The 14,423-nt window shown below is 36.4% G+C and carries 20 protein-coding genes and 1 pseudogene; 1 reads left to right on the forward strand and 20 read right to left on the reverse strand.

Annotated features, from left to right (window positions below; all coding sequences use genetic code 11):
• Positions 1 to 78 precede the first annotated feature (78 nt).
• From ADM33_RS06995 to ADM33_RS07005, 3 genes are all read right to left on the reverse strand, one after another.
• Positions 79 to 366: a hypothetical protein gene (locus ADM33_RS06995; RefSeq protein WP_049504051.1), complete on the reverse strand. Its 288-nt coding sequence runs from the start codon at positions 364 to 366 to the stop codon at positions 79 to 81.
• A 31-nt stretch (positions 367 to 397) separates the two neighbouring features.
• A complete protein-coding gene (locus ADM33_RS07000) occupies positions 398 to 673 on the reverse strand; it encodes a hypothetical protein (protein ID WP_239684820.1) in 276 nt (91 codons plus the stop codon).
• Positions 674 to 934: 261 nt separating this feature from the next.
• A complete protein-coding gene (locus ADM33_RS07005; RefSeq protein WP_049504055.1) occupies positions 935 to 1,936 on the reverse strand; it encodes a hypothetical protein in 1,002 nt (333 codons plus the stop codon).
• 73 nt (positions 1,937 to 2,009) lie between these two features.
• Here ADM33_RS07005 and ADM33_RS07010 point away from each other — a divergent pair, with 73 nt between their 5' ends.
• Positions 2,010 to 2,969: a hypothetical protein gene (locus tag ADM33_RS07010; RefSeq protein ID WP_049504056.1), complete on the forward strand. Its 960-nt coding sequence runs from the start codon at positions 2,010 to 2,012 to the stop codon at positions 2,967 to 2,969.
• Here the strand turns inward: ADM33_RS07010 and ADM33_RS07015 are convergent.
• From ADM33_RS07015 to ADM33_RS07085, 17 genes and pseudogenes are all read right to left on the reverse strand, one after another.
• The gene (locus ADM33_RS07015) at positions 2,955 to 3,206 is read right to left on the reverse strand and encodes a hypothetical protein (protein ID WP_049504058.1); all 252 of its coding nucleotides are present in this window, start codon (positions 3,204 to 3,206) and stop codon (positions 2,955 to 2,957) included. The two genes, ADM33_RS07010 and ADM33_RS07015, sit on opposite strands and share 15 nt — an antisense overlap.
• 60 nt (positions 3,207 to 3,266) lie before the next feature.
• Positions 3,267 to 3,491 carry a hypothetical protein gene (locus ADM33_RS07020; protein ID WP_049504060.1) on the reverse strand — a complete coding sequence of 75 codons (225 nt, stop codon included), beginning with the start codon at positions 3,489 to 3,491 and terminating at the stop codon, positions 3,267 to 3,269.
• A gap of 9 nt (positions 3,492 to 3,500) precedes the next feature.
• On the reverse strand, positions 3,501 to 3,731 hold the full coding sequence (locus ADM33_RS07025) for a hypothetical protein (RefSeq protein ID WP_000167064.1): 231 nt from the start codon (positions 3,729 to 3,731) through the stop codon (positions 3,501 to 3,503).
• Positions 3,724 to 4,170: a thioredoxin domain-containing protein gene (locus ADM33_RS07030; RefSeq protein ID WP_049504062.1), complete on the reverse strand. Its 447-nt coding sequence runs from the start codon at positions 4,168 to 4,170 to the stop codon at positions 3,724 to 3,726. Before ADM33_RS07030 ends, ADM33_RS07025 begins: the two co-directional genes overlap by 8 nt.
• Positions 4,167 to 4,589 (reverse strand): hypothetical protein, encoded by a 423-nt coding sequence (locus ADM33_RS07035; RefSeq protein ID WP_049504063.1) that lies wholly within the window; start codon positions 4,587 to 4,589, stop codon positions 4,167 to 4,169. Before ADM33_RS07035 ends, ADM33_RS07030 begins: the two co-directional genes overlap by 4 nt.
• Before the next feature lie 15 nt (positions 4,590 to 4,604).
• The gene (locus ADM33_RS11735) at positions 4,605 to 4,808 is read right to left on the reverse strand and encodes a hypothetical protein (RefSeq protein WP_049504065.1); all 204 of its coding nucleotides are present in this window, start codon (positions 4,806 to 4,808) and stop codon (positions 4,605 to 4,607) included.
• Positions 4,809 to 4,816: 8 nt separating this feature from the next.
• The gene (locus tag ADM33_RS11580; protein ID WP_162837516.1) at positions 4,817 to 4,984 is read right to left on the reverse strand and encodes a hypothetical protein; all 168 of its coding nucleotides are present in this window, start codon (positions 4,982 to 4,984) and stop codon (positions 4,817 to 4,819) included.
• Between the two features lie 86 nt (positions 4,985 to 5,070).
• Positions 5,071 to 6,572: pseudogene (locus ADM33_RS07045) on the reverse strand (primase C-terminal domain-containing protein).
• Positions 6,573 to 6,584: 12 nt separating this feature from the next.
• Entirely contained in the window at positions 6,585 to 6,833 is a 249-nt protein-coding gene (locus tag ADM33_RS07050) for a hypothetical protein (protein ID WP_049504067.1), read from the reverse strand.
• A gap of 192 nt (positions 6,834 to 7,025) precedes the next feature.
• The gene (locus ADM33_RS07055) at positions 7,026 to 7,367 is read right to left on the reverse strand and encodes a hypothetical protein (RefSeq protein ID WP_239684821.1); all 342 of its coding nucleotides are present in this window, start codon (positions 7,365 to 7,367) and stop codon (positions 7,026 to 7,028) included.
• Positions 7,368 to 7,386: 19 nt separating this feature from the next.
• Positions 7,387 to 8,097, reverse strand: coding sequence for a hypothetical protein (locus ADM33_RS07060; protein WP_049504068.1), 711 nt, complete (start codon positions 8,095 to 8,097; stop codon positions 7,387 to 7,389).
• A 241-nt stretch (positions 8,098 to 8,338) separates the two neighbouring features.
• Positions 8,339 to 8,839 (reverse strand): hypothetical protein, encoded by a 501-nt coding sequence (locus ADM33_RS07065; RefSeq protein WP_049504070.1) that lies wholly within the window; start codon positions 8,837 to 8,839, stop codon positions 8,339 to 8,341.
• Between the two features lie 190 nt (positions 8,840 to 9,029).
• The gene (gene dcm, locus ADM33_RS07070) at positions 9,030 to 10,397 is read right to left on the reverse strand and encodes a DNA (cytosine-5-)-methyltransferase (RefSeq protein ID WP_049504071.1); all 1,368 of its coding nucleotides are present in this window, start codon (positions 10,395 to 10,397) and stop codon (positions 9,030 to 9,032) included.
• 155 nt (positions 10,398 to 10,552) lie between these two features.
• Positions 10,553 to 11,377 (reverse strand): replication initiator protein A, encoded by an 825-nt coding sequence (locus ADM33_RS07075; RefSeq protein ID WP_049504073.1) that lies wholly within the window; start codon positions 11,375 to 11,377, stop codon positions 10,553 to 10,555.
• Positions 11,374 to 11,547, reverse strand: coding sequence for a hypothetical protein (locus tag ADM33_RS11585; protein WP_003052100.1), 174 nt, complete (start codon positions 11,545 to 11,547; stop codon positions 11,374 to 11,376). Before ADM33_RS11585 ends, ADM33_RS07075 begins: the two co-directional genes overlap by 4 nt.
• A gap of 210 nt (positions 11,548 to 11,757) precedes the next feature.
• Complete coding sequence (rlmD, locus tag ADM33_RS07080) at positions 11,758 to 13,119, reverse strand: 23S rRNA (uracil(1939)-C(5))-methyltransferase RlmD (RefSeq protein ID WP_049504075.1); 1,362 nt, start codon at positions 13,117 to 13,119, stop codon at positions 11,758 to 11,760.
• Positions 13,120 to 13,192: 73 nt separating this feature from the next.
• Positions 13,193 to 14,167, reverse strand: coding sequence for a DUF1002 domain-containing protein (locus ADM33_RS07085; RefSeq protein WP_049504076.1), 975 nt, complete (start codon positions 14,165 to 14,167; stop codon positions 13,193 to 13,195).
• Positions 14,168 to 14,423: the final 256 nt, after the last annotated feature.

Here is a 14,423-nt window from a genome sequence, read left to right on the forward strand (position 1 = left end):
TACTTACACTGTTTTTCCTTTTTACACACTTTTGCTTACACCGTTTTTGACTTCATTTAGAAGTTCAAAACTCAAAAATTAAGACTGATTTTCAGCTGGAAGAGAACCTTCTTCACGATTTTTCTTCGCTGCTAAACGTTGTTCTTTTTCCTCTTCTTTGATGAGACCTAGTTCCATTTTTAACTCTTCAAAAATCGATTCATACGACTGATTTTTATTTTTCTTCAATTGAATTTGAACATAGATTTTACCAATTTGTTTTTGAAGATTCTCTTCTGCTTCTTTACGTTCCTTTTCCAAAAGGACAACTTTTTTCCTTGCTTCTTCTAGTTGATTATCAATTTTTGTTAAATTATTTTTGGCCATATTCTTTCTCCTTTTTCTAATTTCGTATTTCTTAATCCTTTAATTTATTTCCTGCAAAGCTGTTAATTTTTTCTTTTACAATTTGGAAGTTGCTCCACAAATCACCATCTAGTTTTTTCAAATCAATCACATAAACTTCATGATCATTTTTCTTGATGGTTAGTGTGAAAGAACGTTCATCAATTTTAATTTCCTGTAGAACGAGGTACATTGAAGAAAACATTTCTCCTTTATATCCTGGATTACTATGATAGGTTATTCCATATTCATCAATATCCAGCACAACCCATTTTTGTTTTTTAAACACCCCTTTTGTACTTGTGAATACAGTACGATGCTTTCTAACTGGCTGATTTTCCTTCGGTGCTAATTTAAGCTGTTCTTTTATTTTTCTGCCTTTCTTTTTTTGATTGATTCTAGTATAAAAGATAACTAAAAAAAATTTTTTAAAGGGACAATCATAAAAAATAAATCCCCTTAATTCAAAAATTAAGGAGATTTTTGACTACTATTTATTGGTAAACACAAACTCGCTTATCATCGAAAATGAGCTCTTTGTTTCACTTTTTTAATTCATTTCTACAGTTTCAATAGGATTTGAAAATTCAAATGTTCCATCTTTGACTGCTTGTTTTTTCTTATCCAAAGACTCCAATTTAGCCTTCAACTTTTCAATGTTTTTATAGGTTGTTTCAATGGTTCTATTCTTCGTTTCGATATTTGTATCCAGCGTAGTAATATTCTTTTGATTGGCTTCGAGATCATCACCTGTTAGATATTTTGCTTCTGCTTGAAGACTCGCTTTTCGTGAGTTATCATCTTCAATAGATTCCTTCAATTGAGAAATTGATGTTGTCAATTTTTGAGACTGTTCATTCTGGAAATTGATCTCTTTTTCGATTTCCTGAAGAGTAAATTCTTCTCTGGAGAAAACATCAATGGCTTTGATTTCAAGCTGAGGATTTTGAGGAGTTACAAAGAATTGTACAGTGTCCTCTTCTCCAGATTTCTTCTGAGAAACCTTTTTAGAATCACTGGATGGCGATGAAATATTCACATCAATTGAGCTAGAAGAGACTGTCTGATTCGTCACATCGATCGCAAATGCACCAAAATTTTTCGGAACTCCTTTAATAATAACTGATACTTTATTATCAATGATTGGCACAACATCCATCTCTATTTTTGAGTCTTTATGCTGCGCATAGAGTTTCCATTTCAATCGTTTGGCATCGATGCCCCGATCTATCGAAGTCGTAGCATCTTTCGTCTCAAATTGTAAAACAATAATTCCAGTATCTGGTGAATATTCCTGACTAACTAGTTTCATCTCACCACTGCCATTCGCAAAAAACTGCTTTGTTTTGAGTTGTTCTGAGGTATATGTTTGTCTTTGTGGTGAGAAAATCGCTCCCATCAAAAGGCTTAACCAGGTCAAAAATAACATTGAGAAAATAACTAGTTTTCTCTTAATAATATTCTCTTGAAACCAAACTTTAGTCTTAATGAATGGCTTCAAAATTGGGCTAGATTTTATCTTTTCAATCCAGCGTTTGATTATCTCTATCATAGTGGATATATCCTTTCTATTTTATTGGAAATAATGATAAAATAAAATAAAAGTTATAGCGAGGTAATTATTTATGTCTTTTCAATCTGCTTATAGTTTAGAATTAAAACAATATGTAACTCCAAAAGAAGCCTTTGATTTTTCTTGCTCCCCAATTGGAACTCCTAATCATCTAACCGATGCAAAAATGTTTCAATGTGGAGAAAAATGTTCATTCAAATTAACCTTAGCAAACTTCAACAATCCGGGCTTTAATAAAACTCCTTATTTTACTCCTGGAGCAAGAAATCAAAGACATGACCCTAATAATTGTCAACGCATGATTGAACATTATCAACAAAGAGAACAAGAAGTAACGTCTGAAAATCATATCTCTTTTTACCGTGAGAAAAACAAACTGATTATTGACTTAGACCTTATTAAAGGAGTATTGGCTACTGTAACTAAACCTAGACAGAAAGACGAAGCCAATCTTTCTTCTGAGCCAAATAGAGCAGAACTGCATCATCAAAGCTCTCATTCCTCTTGTACTGATAAGGATAATAAGACTTTCCGTAGCCATGTGAAACAACTCAGAGATTTAGTCAATTATTTTTTAGAATACCAGTCCGGAGAGAAATATACATTCTATGATAAACATAAAATAGAAATCCAACTCGAAAAACACTTTGTCAATCTAAAAGAAGCTAATCAAAGAGGAATAAACTTAGAAGAGGTTAACATCTATTATGATACTGCAACAGTAAAGTCTATTGACAATGAAGAGAACCCTGAAAAAAGTTATTTTTTAGTTAGATTCCACAGTAGATGCACAATTGGTGACGTCTCTAATTGTCCATCTATCTTAATTAACAAAAACACTGCTAGCCATCACGGAGTCAAGGGAAAGCTAAAAATATTGGAAAAAGCAGCAAAAGATAAACAACCCCTTAAATTATTTTACTTTGGCAAATTTGTTAGACATAGCTCCAATAAATACATCAATCCAGATGTGAGCCAGGAAGCTATTTTGGACTATTTAGTCATCAGTTAATATTTCAAAATCCAATAGTTCTTGATGAGTGAACTCTATAATTTTGTATGAACCAATAAAGTCAAAATTTTCTAGGAAATGATTTTCAACGATTTGCTTAGCTCCCTCATAACTATTAAAAACCCTTGTCCCACTAATTTCATCTGACCAAGCTAGTTTCCCACTTTTTTGTGGGACTAACCAGACACTTTTCCCAATATTTATTTGCATAAGAACAGCGTAATATTTTTGTTCCATATTCTTATTTTCACCTTTCTAATTATTCATAGTACCTACTTATATTTTTATACCAATGGCTTATCTCTGATCCTCATGCTTCTTATATCCTTTCCAAATAAATGAAACCTTACTTTTCGGCCAAACACTTTTTAGTAACATTAAGAACGCTAATGGCAACCTTTTCGTTTTGATTTCATTTCCAAAGTTATCACATATAGTTATCTTAAAGAGTGGTACGAACCAGATTGCAATCAAGAAAGTTCCAACCACGCCATGCGCAATAGCATTTAAAATTTGACACATACTACCTCCTTAAATACAGCCTAACTTTTCAGGTGCCAAATCCAATGTTAGCCAAAGAGCTTCATCATGCGAAATATGTGTTAGTTGTCCCCCCTCATCATTAAAACGATGTAGGGTAAACGTTCCATCTGATAATTTTCCTAAAACAACCATTCCTTCATTTGTCCTAGTACGCCACAGTTCCCAATCATTTTGAAAAGCTGTCTCGGCCCATTTACTTAGCTTTACCCTTTTAGTCATTTATGGCCTCCTGGATCACTTTCTCATCTGCTACAATCTTTTCCTCGGAATCTCTTGAAGCATATAGATATTTCTTTATTTTTCCCTTACGAATCTTGATGATAGTTGCAGCTTTTTCAACCTGGTATTTTTCTACCAACTTTTGACCTTCTTCTGTCTGAGTATCAATGTAAAATGTTGGGTAGGAACCTTTATTGGCTGCATCTTCAACTACACTTTTCCCAACCTGACAGTAAGGACAATTTTTTTTATAAAATACCAAATTTACATTTTGATCTAGTACAGTATTCTGGTATTCCTTCTGAGTAAGGTGAGGATCATAATCTAAGATAAAATAATCTTTATGCAGCCTATATCCTCCTAAAACTGCGAGAGTCACAAGTACAATGACAAGAATAATCCCTAGAACTAACTTAACGTGTGTAAAAAGTTCTCTCATCCTATTTCCTCCTCATCCATAAAATCAAATATGGAACCTTGAACATAATCAATCTTGGCTAATTCTTTTATTTCTGATTTTAAGTTAGTGAACGTTGTCATCACTTCTTGAAAGAGTAAAGGATCAAATTCCTCAGAATCTAATACACGGACAATTGGCAACATTGGATAGTGATCTCTTAACTCCTCCTGCAGATAATCTGAAATCATTTTATCATTTGAGATAACACTATCTACTCTAACAATCGCTGGAATGCTAGTAATACTCTCCTCGTTTTGATAAAAAGTTAAAGCTACATCCCCTGCAGAAACCGACTCAAATTTTAAGTTATCCGATGAAAGTTTGAAATAATAAGCCAATGGTTCCTGTCCAACTCCTGTTAGGTAGTATCCACGAATAATTTTGAATAACTCTGACATTGACCTGTCTCCTTCCTAACAAACTTTTAGAAGTCTAAACGGAGCTTGATACACATCTGGATAGTGAATCAAGCTCTTTTTTCTTTGTTCAGGAAGTGGTTTTCGGTAATGCTTTTGAAGATACTGAAAAGCTAGTCCCAAGGTATCAAAAACTAAAACTTTATTCTCCCCATTACAAATATAATCTCCTAATTCAAAACTGAAAATTACGTACTTCATTCTTCTTCTCACTTTCTATTTTGGCCAATCATTGCCAATCGATCTGTCTCTAATTCAGAATCATATCCGTTTTCAAAACGAACTTGTTGACGAATCCCTATAAGTGAGAGAACTAAAACTAAGAAAAATCCTCCTACAAATATAAGACTAAATAATCCAACTAAAATCAAAATCATATCATTCCTCCATAAGTTATTTTATAACTGTATATGCTTGTAATAATCGTAGATATAAATGTAAGGCAGTTTACGGGTTTTTAAAATTATCCAATATCAAGTTCAAATAGAGATAGTTGTTGTGTTTGTTTGAACCCATCTTTAACCCTTTCTATCACTCTCTGAGTGAACTCTATACTTTCTTCAAAGAAAGTGGCAATGTTGTCCATATAAGCTTCCTGACGTTCTTTCTTTACCTGGATAAGGGAAAGTAAGATTTCTTTGATAGAGGCTAACCTGATGCCTCCTCCACGGCCATGTTTGACTGTGAAGAAGATCTTTTGTTCTGTTTTGAGAACCTTCAATACTTTGTCTAATGAACGCTCAGGAATGTTCAACTTCTCTCGTATCTCTTTTTTTGTCGTCTGGATAAATGGATCCTCAGATTGATAGAAGCCTTCTAAATAGGCCATTACGTCTGTTTTCCATTCATGAAGATGACTATTCTTTCTGTCAGCACGTTTCTTCTTAAACTTGTACCAACGTTGCTTCACAAAGAAATCTGAAGCCTTTAGTTCCTGGTTAACCCATGCTTTACATAAAGTCATTACATAGTCACGACTAGCAGCTTCATATTTTCCTGAGTAGGCACTTGTGATAATCTTATGATATTCAGCTGAAGAGAGTGCTTCGTCTAGATTTTCATTAAAGCTAGAAAGAACCTCCTCACACTCCTTCTGATCGATTCCTGAAGAGAAGTTAGCTAAAGCCAGCGTGAAAAGAACGTTGTTTCTTCCCATCAAGGATTTTCCACCTTTGATTTTCCCCTCTCTCATCAGCAATGATACCAAGGTTCATCAATCTATTTCACCCCTTCAGAGCCTGAAATAACCGTCAAATTGGGCTTTTTACTTGGGAAAGGAAGTTCTGATTGCTTCATCGACCAATCTAACCACTCCTGGAACGAATAGGTATAGTCAGCATCAAAAAATTCAACATTATCAGTTCTAGGAATCCGAGCAATTCTAAAATGGTTACAGGTCATATCTACTGGTAAAGTTTGAGCAAAGTAATTTCTCAAATTTTGAGAGATTGCTTTGGCCACCTTTACCACTCTAAATTGGGAATGTGCTGTGACGTAGGTCGATTCTGACAAGACAAAATAGGCTTGAAATCCCTTATCAGATTTTAGAATCAACGTCGGCATAAAACCTAGCTCCAGGGAAGCAGTTAAAATATCTCCTGTCGTCATTTCTTCAGCTACAGAGGTAATATCGAAGTCAATGTAGAATGTGTTAATCTGTCTAAGATTATCTTCAGAGTGGCCACGTGTAATCCGTCGACCAGCATCATTATAGCTTCCGTAGCAATATACGTAAGGAGTCCAGTGCGTAAACTGATCCTGGTTCTCCAGCAATGATTCGACAGAGGTTAAAACAACACCACGTGCTTTAACCATATTCGCTTTTAAACGATAAGCAAATACAGAGCCTCGTCTTCCTTCTTCAGCTGAAGAGATGAACTGTAGATGGCTATTATTAAATTTTTGTGTTCTTAATCCGTCCTTTGTGATGATAGATAAGCATTTTAATAAATCAATCTTTTTCATGTTTTTTAATTTCTACAAATCAACTATAAGAATCTCTTGTTTTTTAAATCCACAAAATGAGCAATACCCATATTCAGTAGTACTTGTATTGTGCTGATTTTCAACACTTGCTTCTGCTATCCAGAAATACTCTTTTCTACAAGATGTTTTAATTGGAATTAAATCAATTTCATCCTTCTCCACTTTTGTTTCGTTTTGTAATAGTTCATCTAGAAGACGTTCCCAAGTACAAACACGCCCCTTTAATACTGCTTCTTCCATGATAATTACTCCTTGATTTCAGGCGTTTTTGGGAAACTCATCCAATAAATAACATTACTACTTGTATTTTCAAAACCAATGCCATCATTAAAATCAACCCAGATATCTGTATACACTTCTTCGCTTTCACTTGTGTAAACAAGAACCTCTTCGTCTAATTCAGGAGTTTTCCCATCCTACATGAATTCAATTTTATCTCCGTATTCTTTTTTTCTTCGATAGTAAGGGGTCTTTGTGTAATTTTTTCCAGTCTGTATGTTTCATATTTCTTTCCTCTGAATTATTTATTTGTAGAGTTTGTTCATAGGTTTTCCAAAAATCTTCTATTTTCCCATTTAGCGGCAATTCCCCGTAGTCAATATAGCATTGGATAGCTTCATATAAATTACTAGAATTAGATCCTGAAAATGGCACTGTTTCTAGATCGACTGCTGTATTGTTAAGTATAGATGACTTTAGTCGCTCCAATAGGATAACTCTGCTTCTCGCATTTCTTAACGTTTGTAAGAATACTTTTCTTTCTGTAATAGCCATATCATCCTGTCTCCTCCCTTCATTTTTTAAACAACTTCAGATAGATATACTTATCCCAATCAGGTCTAAGATAGAAATCATCAGCAAAAGCATATAATCTTAAAATACTTTCCTTCGATAGCCCTTTTTTCTTCCAATGCCTATTATTCTTCCAGCATTTCTTAAACCTATTATGAGCTTCTACTCGCTGTATCTCTTCTAAAATCAAGCGTCTTGCTTTTTTATAAAACGGATCTCTTAAACCATGCTTTGCAATGAGTAATTGATTATCGACTTCAAACTCGTATAATTCCAAATAGCTATTGCGGATATTGCTAAAATTAAGCTCATCAATCAATAATTGTGAAGATACTTCAATAGCGATGTCATAAGTAATATCGAGAATATTTGCCAAGTAATTAGGTAAACCTCTTAGTTTAGACGTTCTATAAAATAGTTTAAAATCATTATTCGCATGTTCGCATTGAATAACATCAGTTAGGTTAACTCTAATAATAGCTCCAGAAGTTTTGAAATCCTTCGGCAAATCCTTATCTGGAATAATGTAGTTACAGACTCCTATTGTTCCATAGCGTTCCTTAGCAAATGTCAAATCATTTTCTATCTGTCTTTTTCTAATTTGTTTCTCTTGTTCTCTTTTTTTCTGCTGAATTTTATGACATTCTTTCTTCTCTTCCTTAGTTTCAGAACGTCCTTTCCAGCTTGAATAAGACAGTCCAGTATATACCATAGTTCCTCCTATTTCTTCAGCAAAACCCAATAATTAAAGATTACATAAAACGATACTAGCGCATTTATCTCTCCTCTGGTAAGTTGTACAAGGACATTTCAGTATCACCATTCCAGCTGTAGTAACAATGGCTACACAGCGTTCTGTTTTTATCTATCCACCAACAAGGACCATACTTTTCATTGATGCAAGGTGTAACCCAGTTGCAAGCACATCGTCTACAAATTCCAGTTTCCATTTTCTATCCCTCATTGATTCTCATACTTTTAGGTAGCTTTTTACTCGGTAAACAGTAACCTTCTGATAAGTCCCCTTTTCTATAAAATTCAGGACTATTTGTCATTATGTGATCACTTCTTTTCCACCCTCGACGAAGTTGTTTGTAAGATAAAGAAACACGCTTCTCAATTTCTTTAAAACTAAATCCCAACTTCAAATATGTTGTTACAATAGTAGTAGCATGTTCTTTGGACTCTTCGCTTCTTGTTCTTCGCTGAAAGTTAATCTGCTTATCTTCTTCATTTAATGCTATCTGATAATCAATAAACAACTTCCGCATTTCCAGAATTTTATGTTGCCATGCCAAGCTGTAAGGTTTTCCTGAATATCGATTCACTAGCTCTTTGACAGGCTGTTTAAATTTCAGCTGAAGAGGATCAAATTCGCCAAGGTCAGAAAAAGGATCAATGAAACCTAATGGTTCACTTTGAATTAATTCATTGTATAGCGCTTCTCTGTCCATCCTAATTTATCTCCTTCTGTCAAATGCACGTCATTGAGTCAAATAAGCTTAATTGGATTGTTGTAGGCTCTTGTTCGCTGTTTCCCTTCTTATCATGATCGATAACGTCAAAGATTTCTAACGTGTCTATATTCATTACAATCTCTAATCCTACCATCGATGAATGGCTTCTTCCAGTTCTGTGCACTCCCTAATACTCTTCGTGTGTAATAATTTCATGTTCTTCTTCCTCTTCAATCTTTCTAAATTCTCTAGCAATAGCTTCAATAACGGTGACGGTCACGCTATTTCCGGCCTGTTTGTATAACTGACTTTTACTGGATACAGTCTCTGCCCTTTCATAAGCCCAATCAGGAAATCCTTGAAGCCTAAAACACTCTCTAGGTGTTAGGCGTCTGATTCTCAAACGATAAAGTTTTCCGTCTAAGACAAGCCCAGTCACTTCATACCACTTGTCCTTACGGTACTCTAAAGCAGCTACGACCACTCCCATGTTATCAGAGGTGGTCAAGGTATTTGATATTCCCTTTCCTACTCGCCCTCTACGTTTGGTAGACTCTGGGTAAGCAAGGTTGACAGAATCTCCAATGGTTGCCTTGGCATAGCCTAGTTTGGTGGCTTCCCTAATTTTTAAATGCGGTGCTTCTTCACGATAAAGAATCTTAGGAACTTTATCACCTCCCTGCATGGTAGTCAGTGTTGGAGAAATCCCTGAAAGGTCATAGACTCGTCCAGTTTGCACAAAAGACGTTGGTAAGGTTCCTGCGACGACCACTCCATGTCTATCTTGGCTAGTTAAGGTAAACATAGGCTCTTGATTGTCCTTAAAGCGTCTGCCATGTTGGCGTTTTTCTAACCTATCTGGGGTTAATACTGGAATGGCAATTTTAGTCCCTTCTCCTTTTCCTCTTGTTAGGGTTGGTGCTAAACCGCTGGTTAGATAAACCTCCCCATTCATGCCTTTTCCTGACGGATTGATATTACCTAATCGCTCAAGACCAGTTGAGCTACTTTCTCTTCTGAGAGGAAATAAGAATCGGGAACAGTATCTTCTAGAATGTCCGATAATAAAAACTCTTTCACGGTTTTGTGGCACTTGGAAATCTTTACTGTTAAGCACCTGCCATTCGACATCATACCCCAACTCATCCAATGTGGTGAGGATTGTTCGAAATGTCTCTCCCTTGTCGTGACTGAGTAAGCCTTTGACGTTTTCCAAAAATAGAAAACGTGGTTGGATCTGTTTGGCCGCTCGAGCAATCTCAAAGAACAGAGTTCCTCTAGTATCCTCAAATCCCAATCGTCTGCCTGCGAGTGAAAATGCTTGGCAAGGGAAGCCCCCACAGATGATGTCCACTTGCCCTCTAAGTTGTCTAAAGTCTTGGTCTGTAACTTGTCTAATATCATGAAATTCTATTTCTCCTTCGGTCTTATAGATGGCCTTGTAAGATTTCCTCGCAAACTTGTCAATTTCACAAAAGCCAATACACTCATGGCCCTGATTAGTTAAACCCAATCGAAAGCCTCCAATTCCTGCAAACAAATCTAAAAACTTCATTTCTCTCATTCCTTTCTGGCAAAAATAAAAGGACATTACTTCTTCTGTAACGCCCTTGCTTAATAATGATCTTCCATTTCTGGGGCAGTGATGACCTCAATAATGAGCCAAATCATTCATAGTCTCAAAATCCCTAATAAAATTCACCAAAACATCTACTCACCTCCTTTTAGTTCGTTTAAGCGTTGTCCCTTGGTCCATTCGGCTAATATGCCATTAAAAACGTATTCCGCTATCGTTTCTGCCCTAGCCGCAAACCTCATGTGTTCCAAAGCATATTTGTATCGGTGGTTAAAATGAATCATGGCATAGTCACTAGCTGCCTGTGATAATCCAACTTGTCTCAACTGCTCATGAACCAGTCCCCAAATGTAATCTCTGTCATATCTTGTGACTTGCTCCACCTTACGATGAAAATGTTCATTTTCGCTTTTCTTACTTGTTAGATTTTCTGTCTCCTCCTCGTCCTCAATGACAGACTCACTCCCTTTAGTTTCACTATTATTAGTCTCACTAACTTCAGTCTCACTAGTGGCTGAATTTAAGACCAGCCCCGGCTGATTTTGACACCCCCCTAGTGTTTTTTGAACACTACCCCCGTCTGAATTTAAGACGGGGGTAGGTTCATGTTCTAGCTCCCCTAAGTAAATCTTATTGGCCAAGCGTCCTTTTTCACTGGAAGACTGTTGGACTTCATCTATCAAGCCATACTCACGTAATGTTTTCTTTATCGTCAGCAATTTTGACTTGGAACAACCAAGAAGTGTCATAAGTTTTGAGTTGGAATAAACCAAATAGATGGCCCCATCCTCATCTATCCAACCTCTACTCAAAGATAACTCCAAACGGTCTTTTAAGACAGCATAAGCTACTTTAACTTCAAGTTTCATGTCCTTATATCGGTCACTTTCAAATAAGAGTTTTGGGAGCTTATAATAACGCTCTGATGTTTGGTAATGATTTGCGGTGATACGTTTCATGATTGTCCCTCCAACACTAATAAACCAACATTTCCTAACTCATCAAATTGAATTAGCCCTGACTCTTCCATTTCAGCAATTAACTGAGTTGCTTTCTCAATATTTATTCCCATGATAGCCATGAGATGGCACATCACGATTTGCCGTGATGACTGTTCTTCCTTTTGCATGCTTTTCCTCCTGAAAATAAAAAAGCGAGAACACTTATTAAAATGTTCTCGTTGAGTTAATTTATTACTGATGTATCTCTTTTTTGTCTACGCAGTCGACATCCAAACATACGTTCACATCAATATACTTTTTTTGCACCTTTTTTATGTCAAAATCACTCTTTTCAATAAAGACAAAATGCTTGAAAGAGTGCTTAAAATAAAGGATTTTTACCCTTTTCTTCGTTGTAGCAACACTACGCACTCCACGTGATGCGTCTGCGGAAAAAGATCCACCGGCTGGACTTTCTTCAATTCATAGCCCAACTCTTGATAGAGTTTGATATCACGCGCCATGGTGGCGACGTTACAGGAGATATAGGCGATGCGGTCAGCTCCTGTTTGGGCGCTTGCTTTGATAAAGCTTTCGGTCAAGCCCTTGCGTGGTGGGTCGACCAGGATGGCAGTTGGATGGATGCCTTCCTTGAGCCACTTCTTCATGGCATTTTCAGCTGTGTCACAGACATAGTGGGCATTGGTGATACCGTTCAATTCTGTGTTCTTCTGGCTATTTTCTACTGCTTCTGGGATAACTTCCACCCCGTAGACTTCCTTGACATGTTTAGCGACTGATAAGCCAATGGTCCCTATTCCTGAATAGGCATCGATCACCACATCCTCTTCACTTAACTCTGCAAAATCAATAGCTGTCTGGTAGAGCTTTTCAGCCATTTCTGTATTGACCTGGTAAAAGGCTGGTCCAGAAATTTGGAAGCTATTCCCCAACATTTGGTCCGTAATGTAGTCTTGACCATAGAGAACCCGCCATTCTTTCCCAAAAATGGTATTGGTATTCTGGTCATTAATATTCTGCATAACAGACACAATCTCTGGGAATTGCTTAATAACTTGTTCAATCAACTGTTCAACTCGGAAAATTTTAGGACGAGTTGTCACCAAAATAACCATGATTTGTCCGGAATGATGCCCGCGACGAACAACAAGATTACGAATCAAGCCAGACTGTTCCTTTTCATCATAAGGCTTCAAGTCATATCGACGAAGTAAATCTCGTAAAGAAAGAATAACCTGATCAATAACAGGATCCTGAATATAAAAATCTTCAAGAGGCATAAGATCATGAGAATTCTTACGGAAGAAACCAGTCTCCAGAACACCATTAACACGACGAACAGGAACCTGAGCCTTGTTACGATACTTGACAGGATTTTCCATGCCAAGAGTATCTGAAACCTCTACATCCGTGATTCCAGCAATCTTATATAGGCTATCTTTTACTTGCTTGGTTTTAAACTTGAGTTGCTCCGAATAAGCTAGGTGTCCCAAGTCAGCAATGCCTGAACGCAGGTAAGCCAAATCTAAGTCTCGATTACGATGTGGAGATTGCATAAGGTATTCCTCGACTTTACCAAAGCCAATCTTCTTGTTGATTTTAAGGACTCGCATAAGGATTTTTTCAGTCGGAAGAGCATTCTCTACAAAAAAGACCAAGCCATCTACCTTGGCAACACCTGCTCCTTCATGGGTCAAATCGACAATATCAACTTCTACAATATCATTTTTCTTTAACATATTTTTCACTTTCTATGTGCCGAAAAAAAAGACGGCAACTGTTCTGTTACCATCTATTATACCATGAATTAACCTAAGCACCAAAACTCTTGAAGAAATCAAGGATAGCTTGCCAAATTGAGCTAAGGATGTTTCCACCGTCTTGAATAGCTTTATTGGCATCAAAGTTTAGGTCAATATTGCTGAAACTATCACCTGCTTGTGCAACGATACTTTGTTTTAGATCTTTTAGCGTCTTAGTAAAGTCTTCGTTATTAAGAATATCGCTCTTTGAAAGATTGAAGGCAAAGTTGATGATGACATTGATTTGGTTTCCTGTAACAACTTGATCTAGTTTATAGTTCTTTAAAGTATCTTCAACAATCTTACGAACATCATCTTCTGTAAGTTCACCCTTAGACTCTTTAGCTTTAGCGACTGCAGCCTTGATATCGGCAAGGGCTACGTTCAGTTTATTAGCATCATAGCCTGATTTGTCCTTATTTTCATCGTTAATGTCTGACAAGGCTTTTAGCTCTTCCTGAGCTAGGTCTTTATTTTCTTGAGGAAGTTGAACACCATTAGCTTCTAATGAATAGTAAATACCTGCTAAGGCACTTTCGCCTGTTACAGGGATTGGGGCCGCTACGGTGATACGCGCGTGCTCCACACCCAAGGTAACAGCCGCATTACGGTACATATCTTGCGTTACTTTAGTAATATTTTCAGGTGTCTCAATCTTGACCTCAAGTGGAGATTTTTCTCCTAATTTTTGAATTTTTGCTGATGAATAAAGTTGAAGGCTTGAATCGTTTGCGACATTCATAATTTTTGAGTAGACATCTGGTGTCATGGTTTTCAAATCTTTAGTATCTTTTGAGGCATCATAGCCAAGTTTTTTAAGTGTTTGATTTTTTTGATCCTCTGTTAATGATGAACCCAAGACGTACTCAGGTTGAACATAAGTTTCATCAATTACTTTTTGAACATCAGTGGCTGCTTGAGCGCTTTGCAAAGTTGCAACTGCTAAAAGAACAGCAGCACTAGTCAGAAAGAATTTCTTTCTCATTGGACGCTCCTCCTTTTCCAGTCTAGCATACCTTACAAAACTTAAAAAAGTCTTATACAGTTACTAAATCATATTGAGTAAACTTATCTCACTGTTCAGAATACAAGAAAAGAGAAGAGCAAAATAGTCTTCTCTAATCTTTTATACAAGTGATTTACTCATAAGAATTTCTTATTTAACTAGATTTTTAATTTAGTCTTCTTTTTTCTTACGAGCTACAAGTCCAAATCCACTCATTACTCCAAGAAGTCCAAGT

Origin of the sequence: Streptococcus oralis (assembly GCF_001075875.1) — a bacterium.
GTDB classification, from domain to species: Bacteria; Bacillota; Bacilli; order Lactobacillales; family Streptococcaceae; genus Streptococcus; species Streptococcus oralis_I.

Excerpts from the sequence above, each read along its gene's own strand:
- ADM33_RS11580 (WP_162837516.1), bottom strand. The coding sequence starts at position 4,984 with ATGATTTTGATTTTAGTTGGATTATTTAGTCTTATATTTGTAGGAGGA.
- ADM33_RS07030 (WP_049504062.1), bottom strand. The coding sequence starts at position 4,170 with ATGAGAGAACTTTTTACACACGTTAAGTTAGTTCTAGGGATTATTCTT.
- ADM33_RS07050 (WP_049504067.1), bottom strand. The coding sequence starts at position 6,833 with ATGGAAGAAGCAGTATTAAAGGGGCGTGTTTGTACTTGGGAACGTCTT.
- ADM33_RS11735 (WP_049504065.1), bottom strand. The coding sequence starts at position 4,808 with ATGAAGTACGTAATTTTCAGTTTTGAATTAGGAGATTATATTTGTAAT.
- ADM33_RS07085 (WP_049504076.1), bottom strand. The coding sequence starts at position 14,167 with ATGAGAAAGAAATTCTTTCTGACTAGTGCTGCTGTTCTTTTAGCAGTT.
- ADM33_RS06995 (WP_049504051.1), bottom strand. The coding sequence starts at position 366 with ATGGCCAAAAATAATTTAACAAAAATTGATAATCAACTAGAAGAAGCA.
- ADM33_RS07060 (WP_049504068.1), bottom strand. The coding sequence starts at position 8,097 with ATGGTATATACTGGACTGTCTTATTCAAGCTGGAAAGGACGTTCTGAA.
- ADM33_RS07065 (WP_049504070.1), bottom strand. The coding sequence starts at position 8,839 with ATGGACAGAGAAGCGCTATACAATGAATTAATTCAAAGTGAACCATTA.
- ADM33_RS07055 (WP_239684821.1), bottom strand. The coding sequence starts at position 7,367 with ATGGCTATTACAGAAAGAAAAGTATTCTTACAAACGTTAAGAAATGCG.
- ADM33_RS07020 (WP_049504060.1), bottom strand. The coding sequence starts at position 3,491 with ATGTGTCAAATTTTAAATGCTATTGCGCATGGCGTGGTTGGAACTTTC.
- rlmD (WP_049504075.1), bottom strand. The coding sequence starts at position 13,119 with ATGTTAAAGAAAAATGATATTGTAGAAGTTGATATTGTCGATTTGACC.
- ADM33_RS07035 (WP_049504063.1), bottom strand. The coding sequence starts at position 4,589 with ATGTCAGAGTTATTCAAAATTATTCGTGGATACTACCTAACAGGAGTT.
- dcm (WP_049504071.1), bottom strand. The coding sequence starts at position 10,397 with ATGAAGTTTTTAGATTTGTTTGCAGGAATTGGAGGCTTTCGATTGGGT.
- ADM33_RS11585 (WP_003052100.1), bottom strand. The coding sequence starts at position 11,547 with ATGCAAAAGGAAGAACAGTCATCACGGCAAATCGTGATGTGCCATCTC.
- ADM33_RS07015 (WP_049504058.1), bottom strand. The coding sequence starts at position 3,206 with ATGGAACAAAAATATTACGCTGTTCTTATGCAAATAAATATTGGGAAA.
- ADM33_RS07010 (WP_049504056.1), top strand. The coding sequence starts at position 2,010 with ATGTCTTTTCAATCTGCTTATAGTTTAGAATTAAAACAATATGTAACT.
- ADM33_RS07075 (WP_049504073.1), bottom strand. The coding sequence starts at position 11,377 with ATGAAACGTATCACCGCAAATCATTACCAAACATCAGAGCGTTATTAT.
- ADM33_RS07005 (WP_049504055.1), bottom strand. The coding sequence starts at position 1,936 with ATGATAGAGATAATCAAACGCTGGATTGAAAAGATAAAATCTAGCCCA.
- ADM33_RS07025 (WP_000167064.1), bottom strand. The coding sequence starts at position 3,731 with ATGACTAAAAGGGTAAAGCTAAGTAAATGGGCCGAGACAGCTTTTCAA.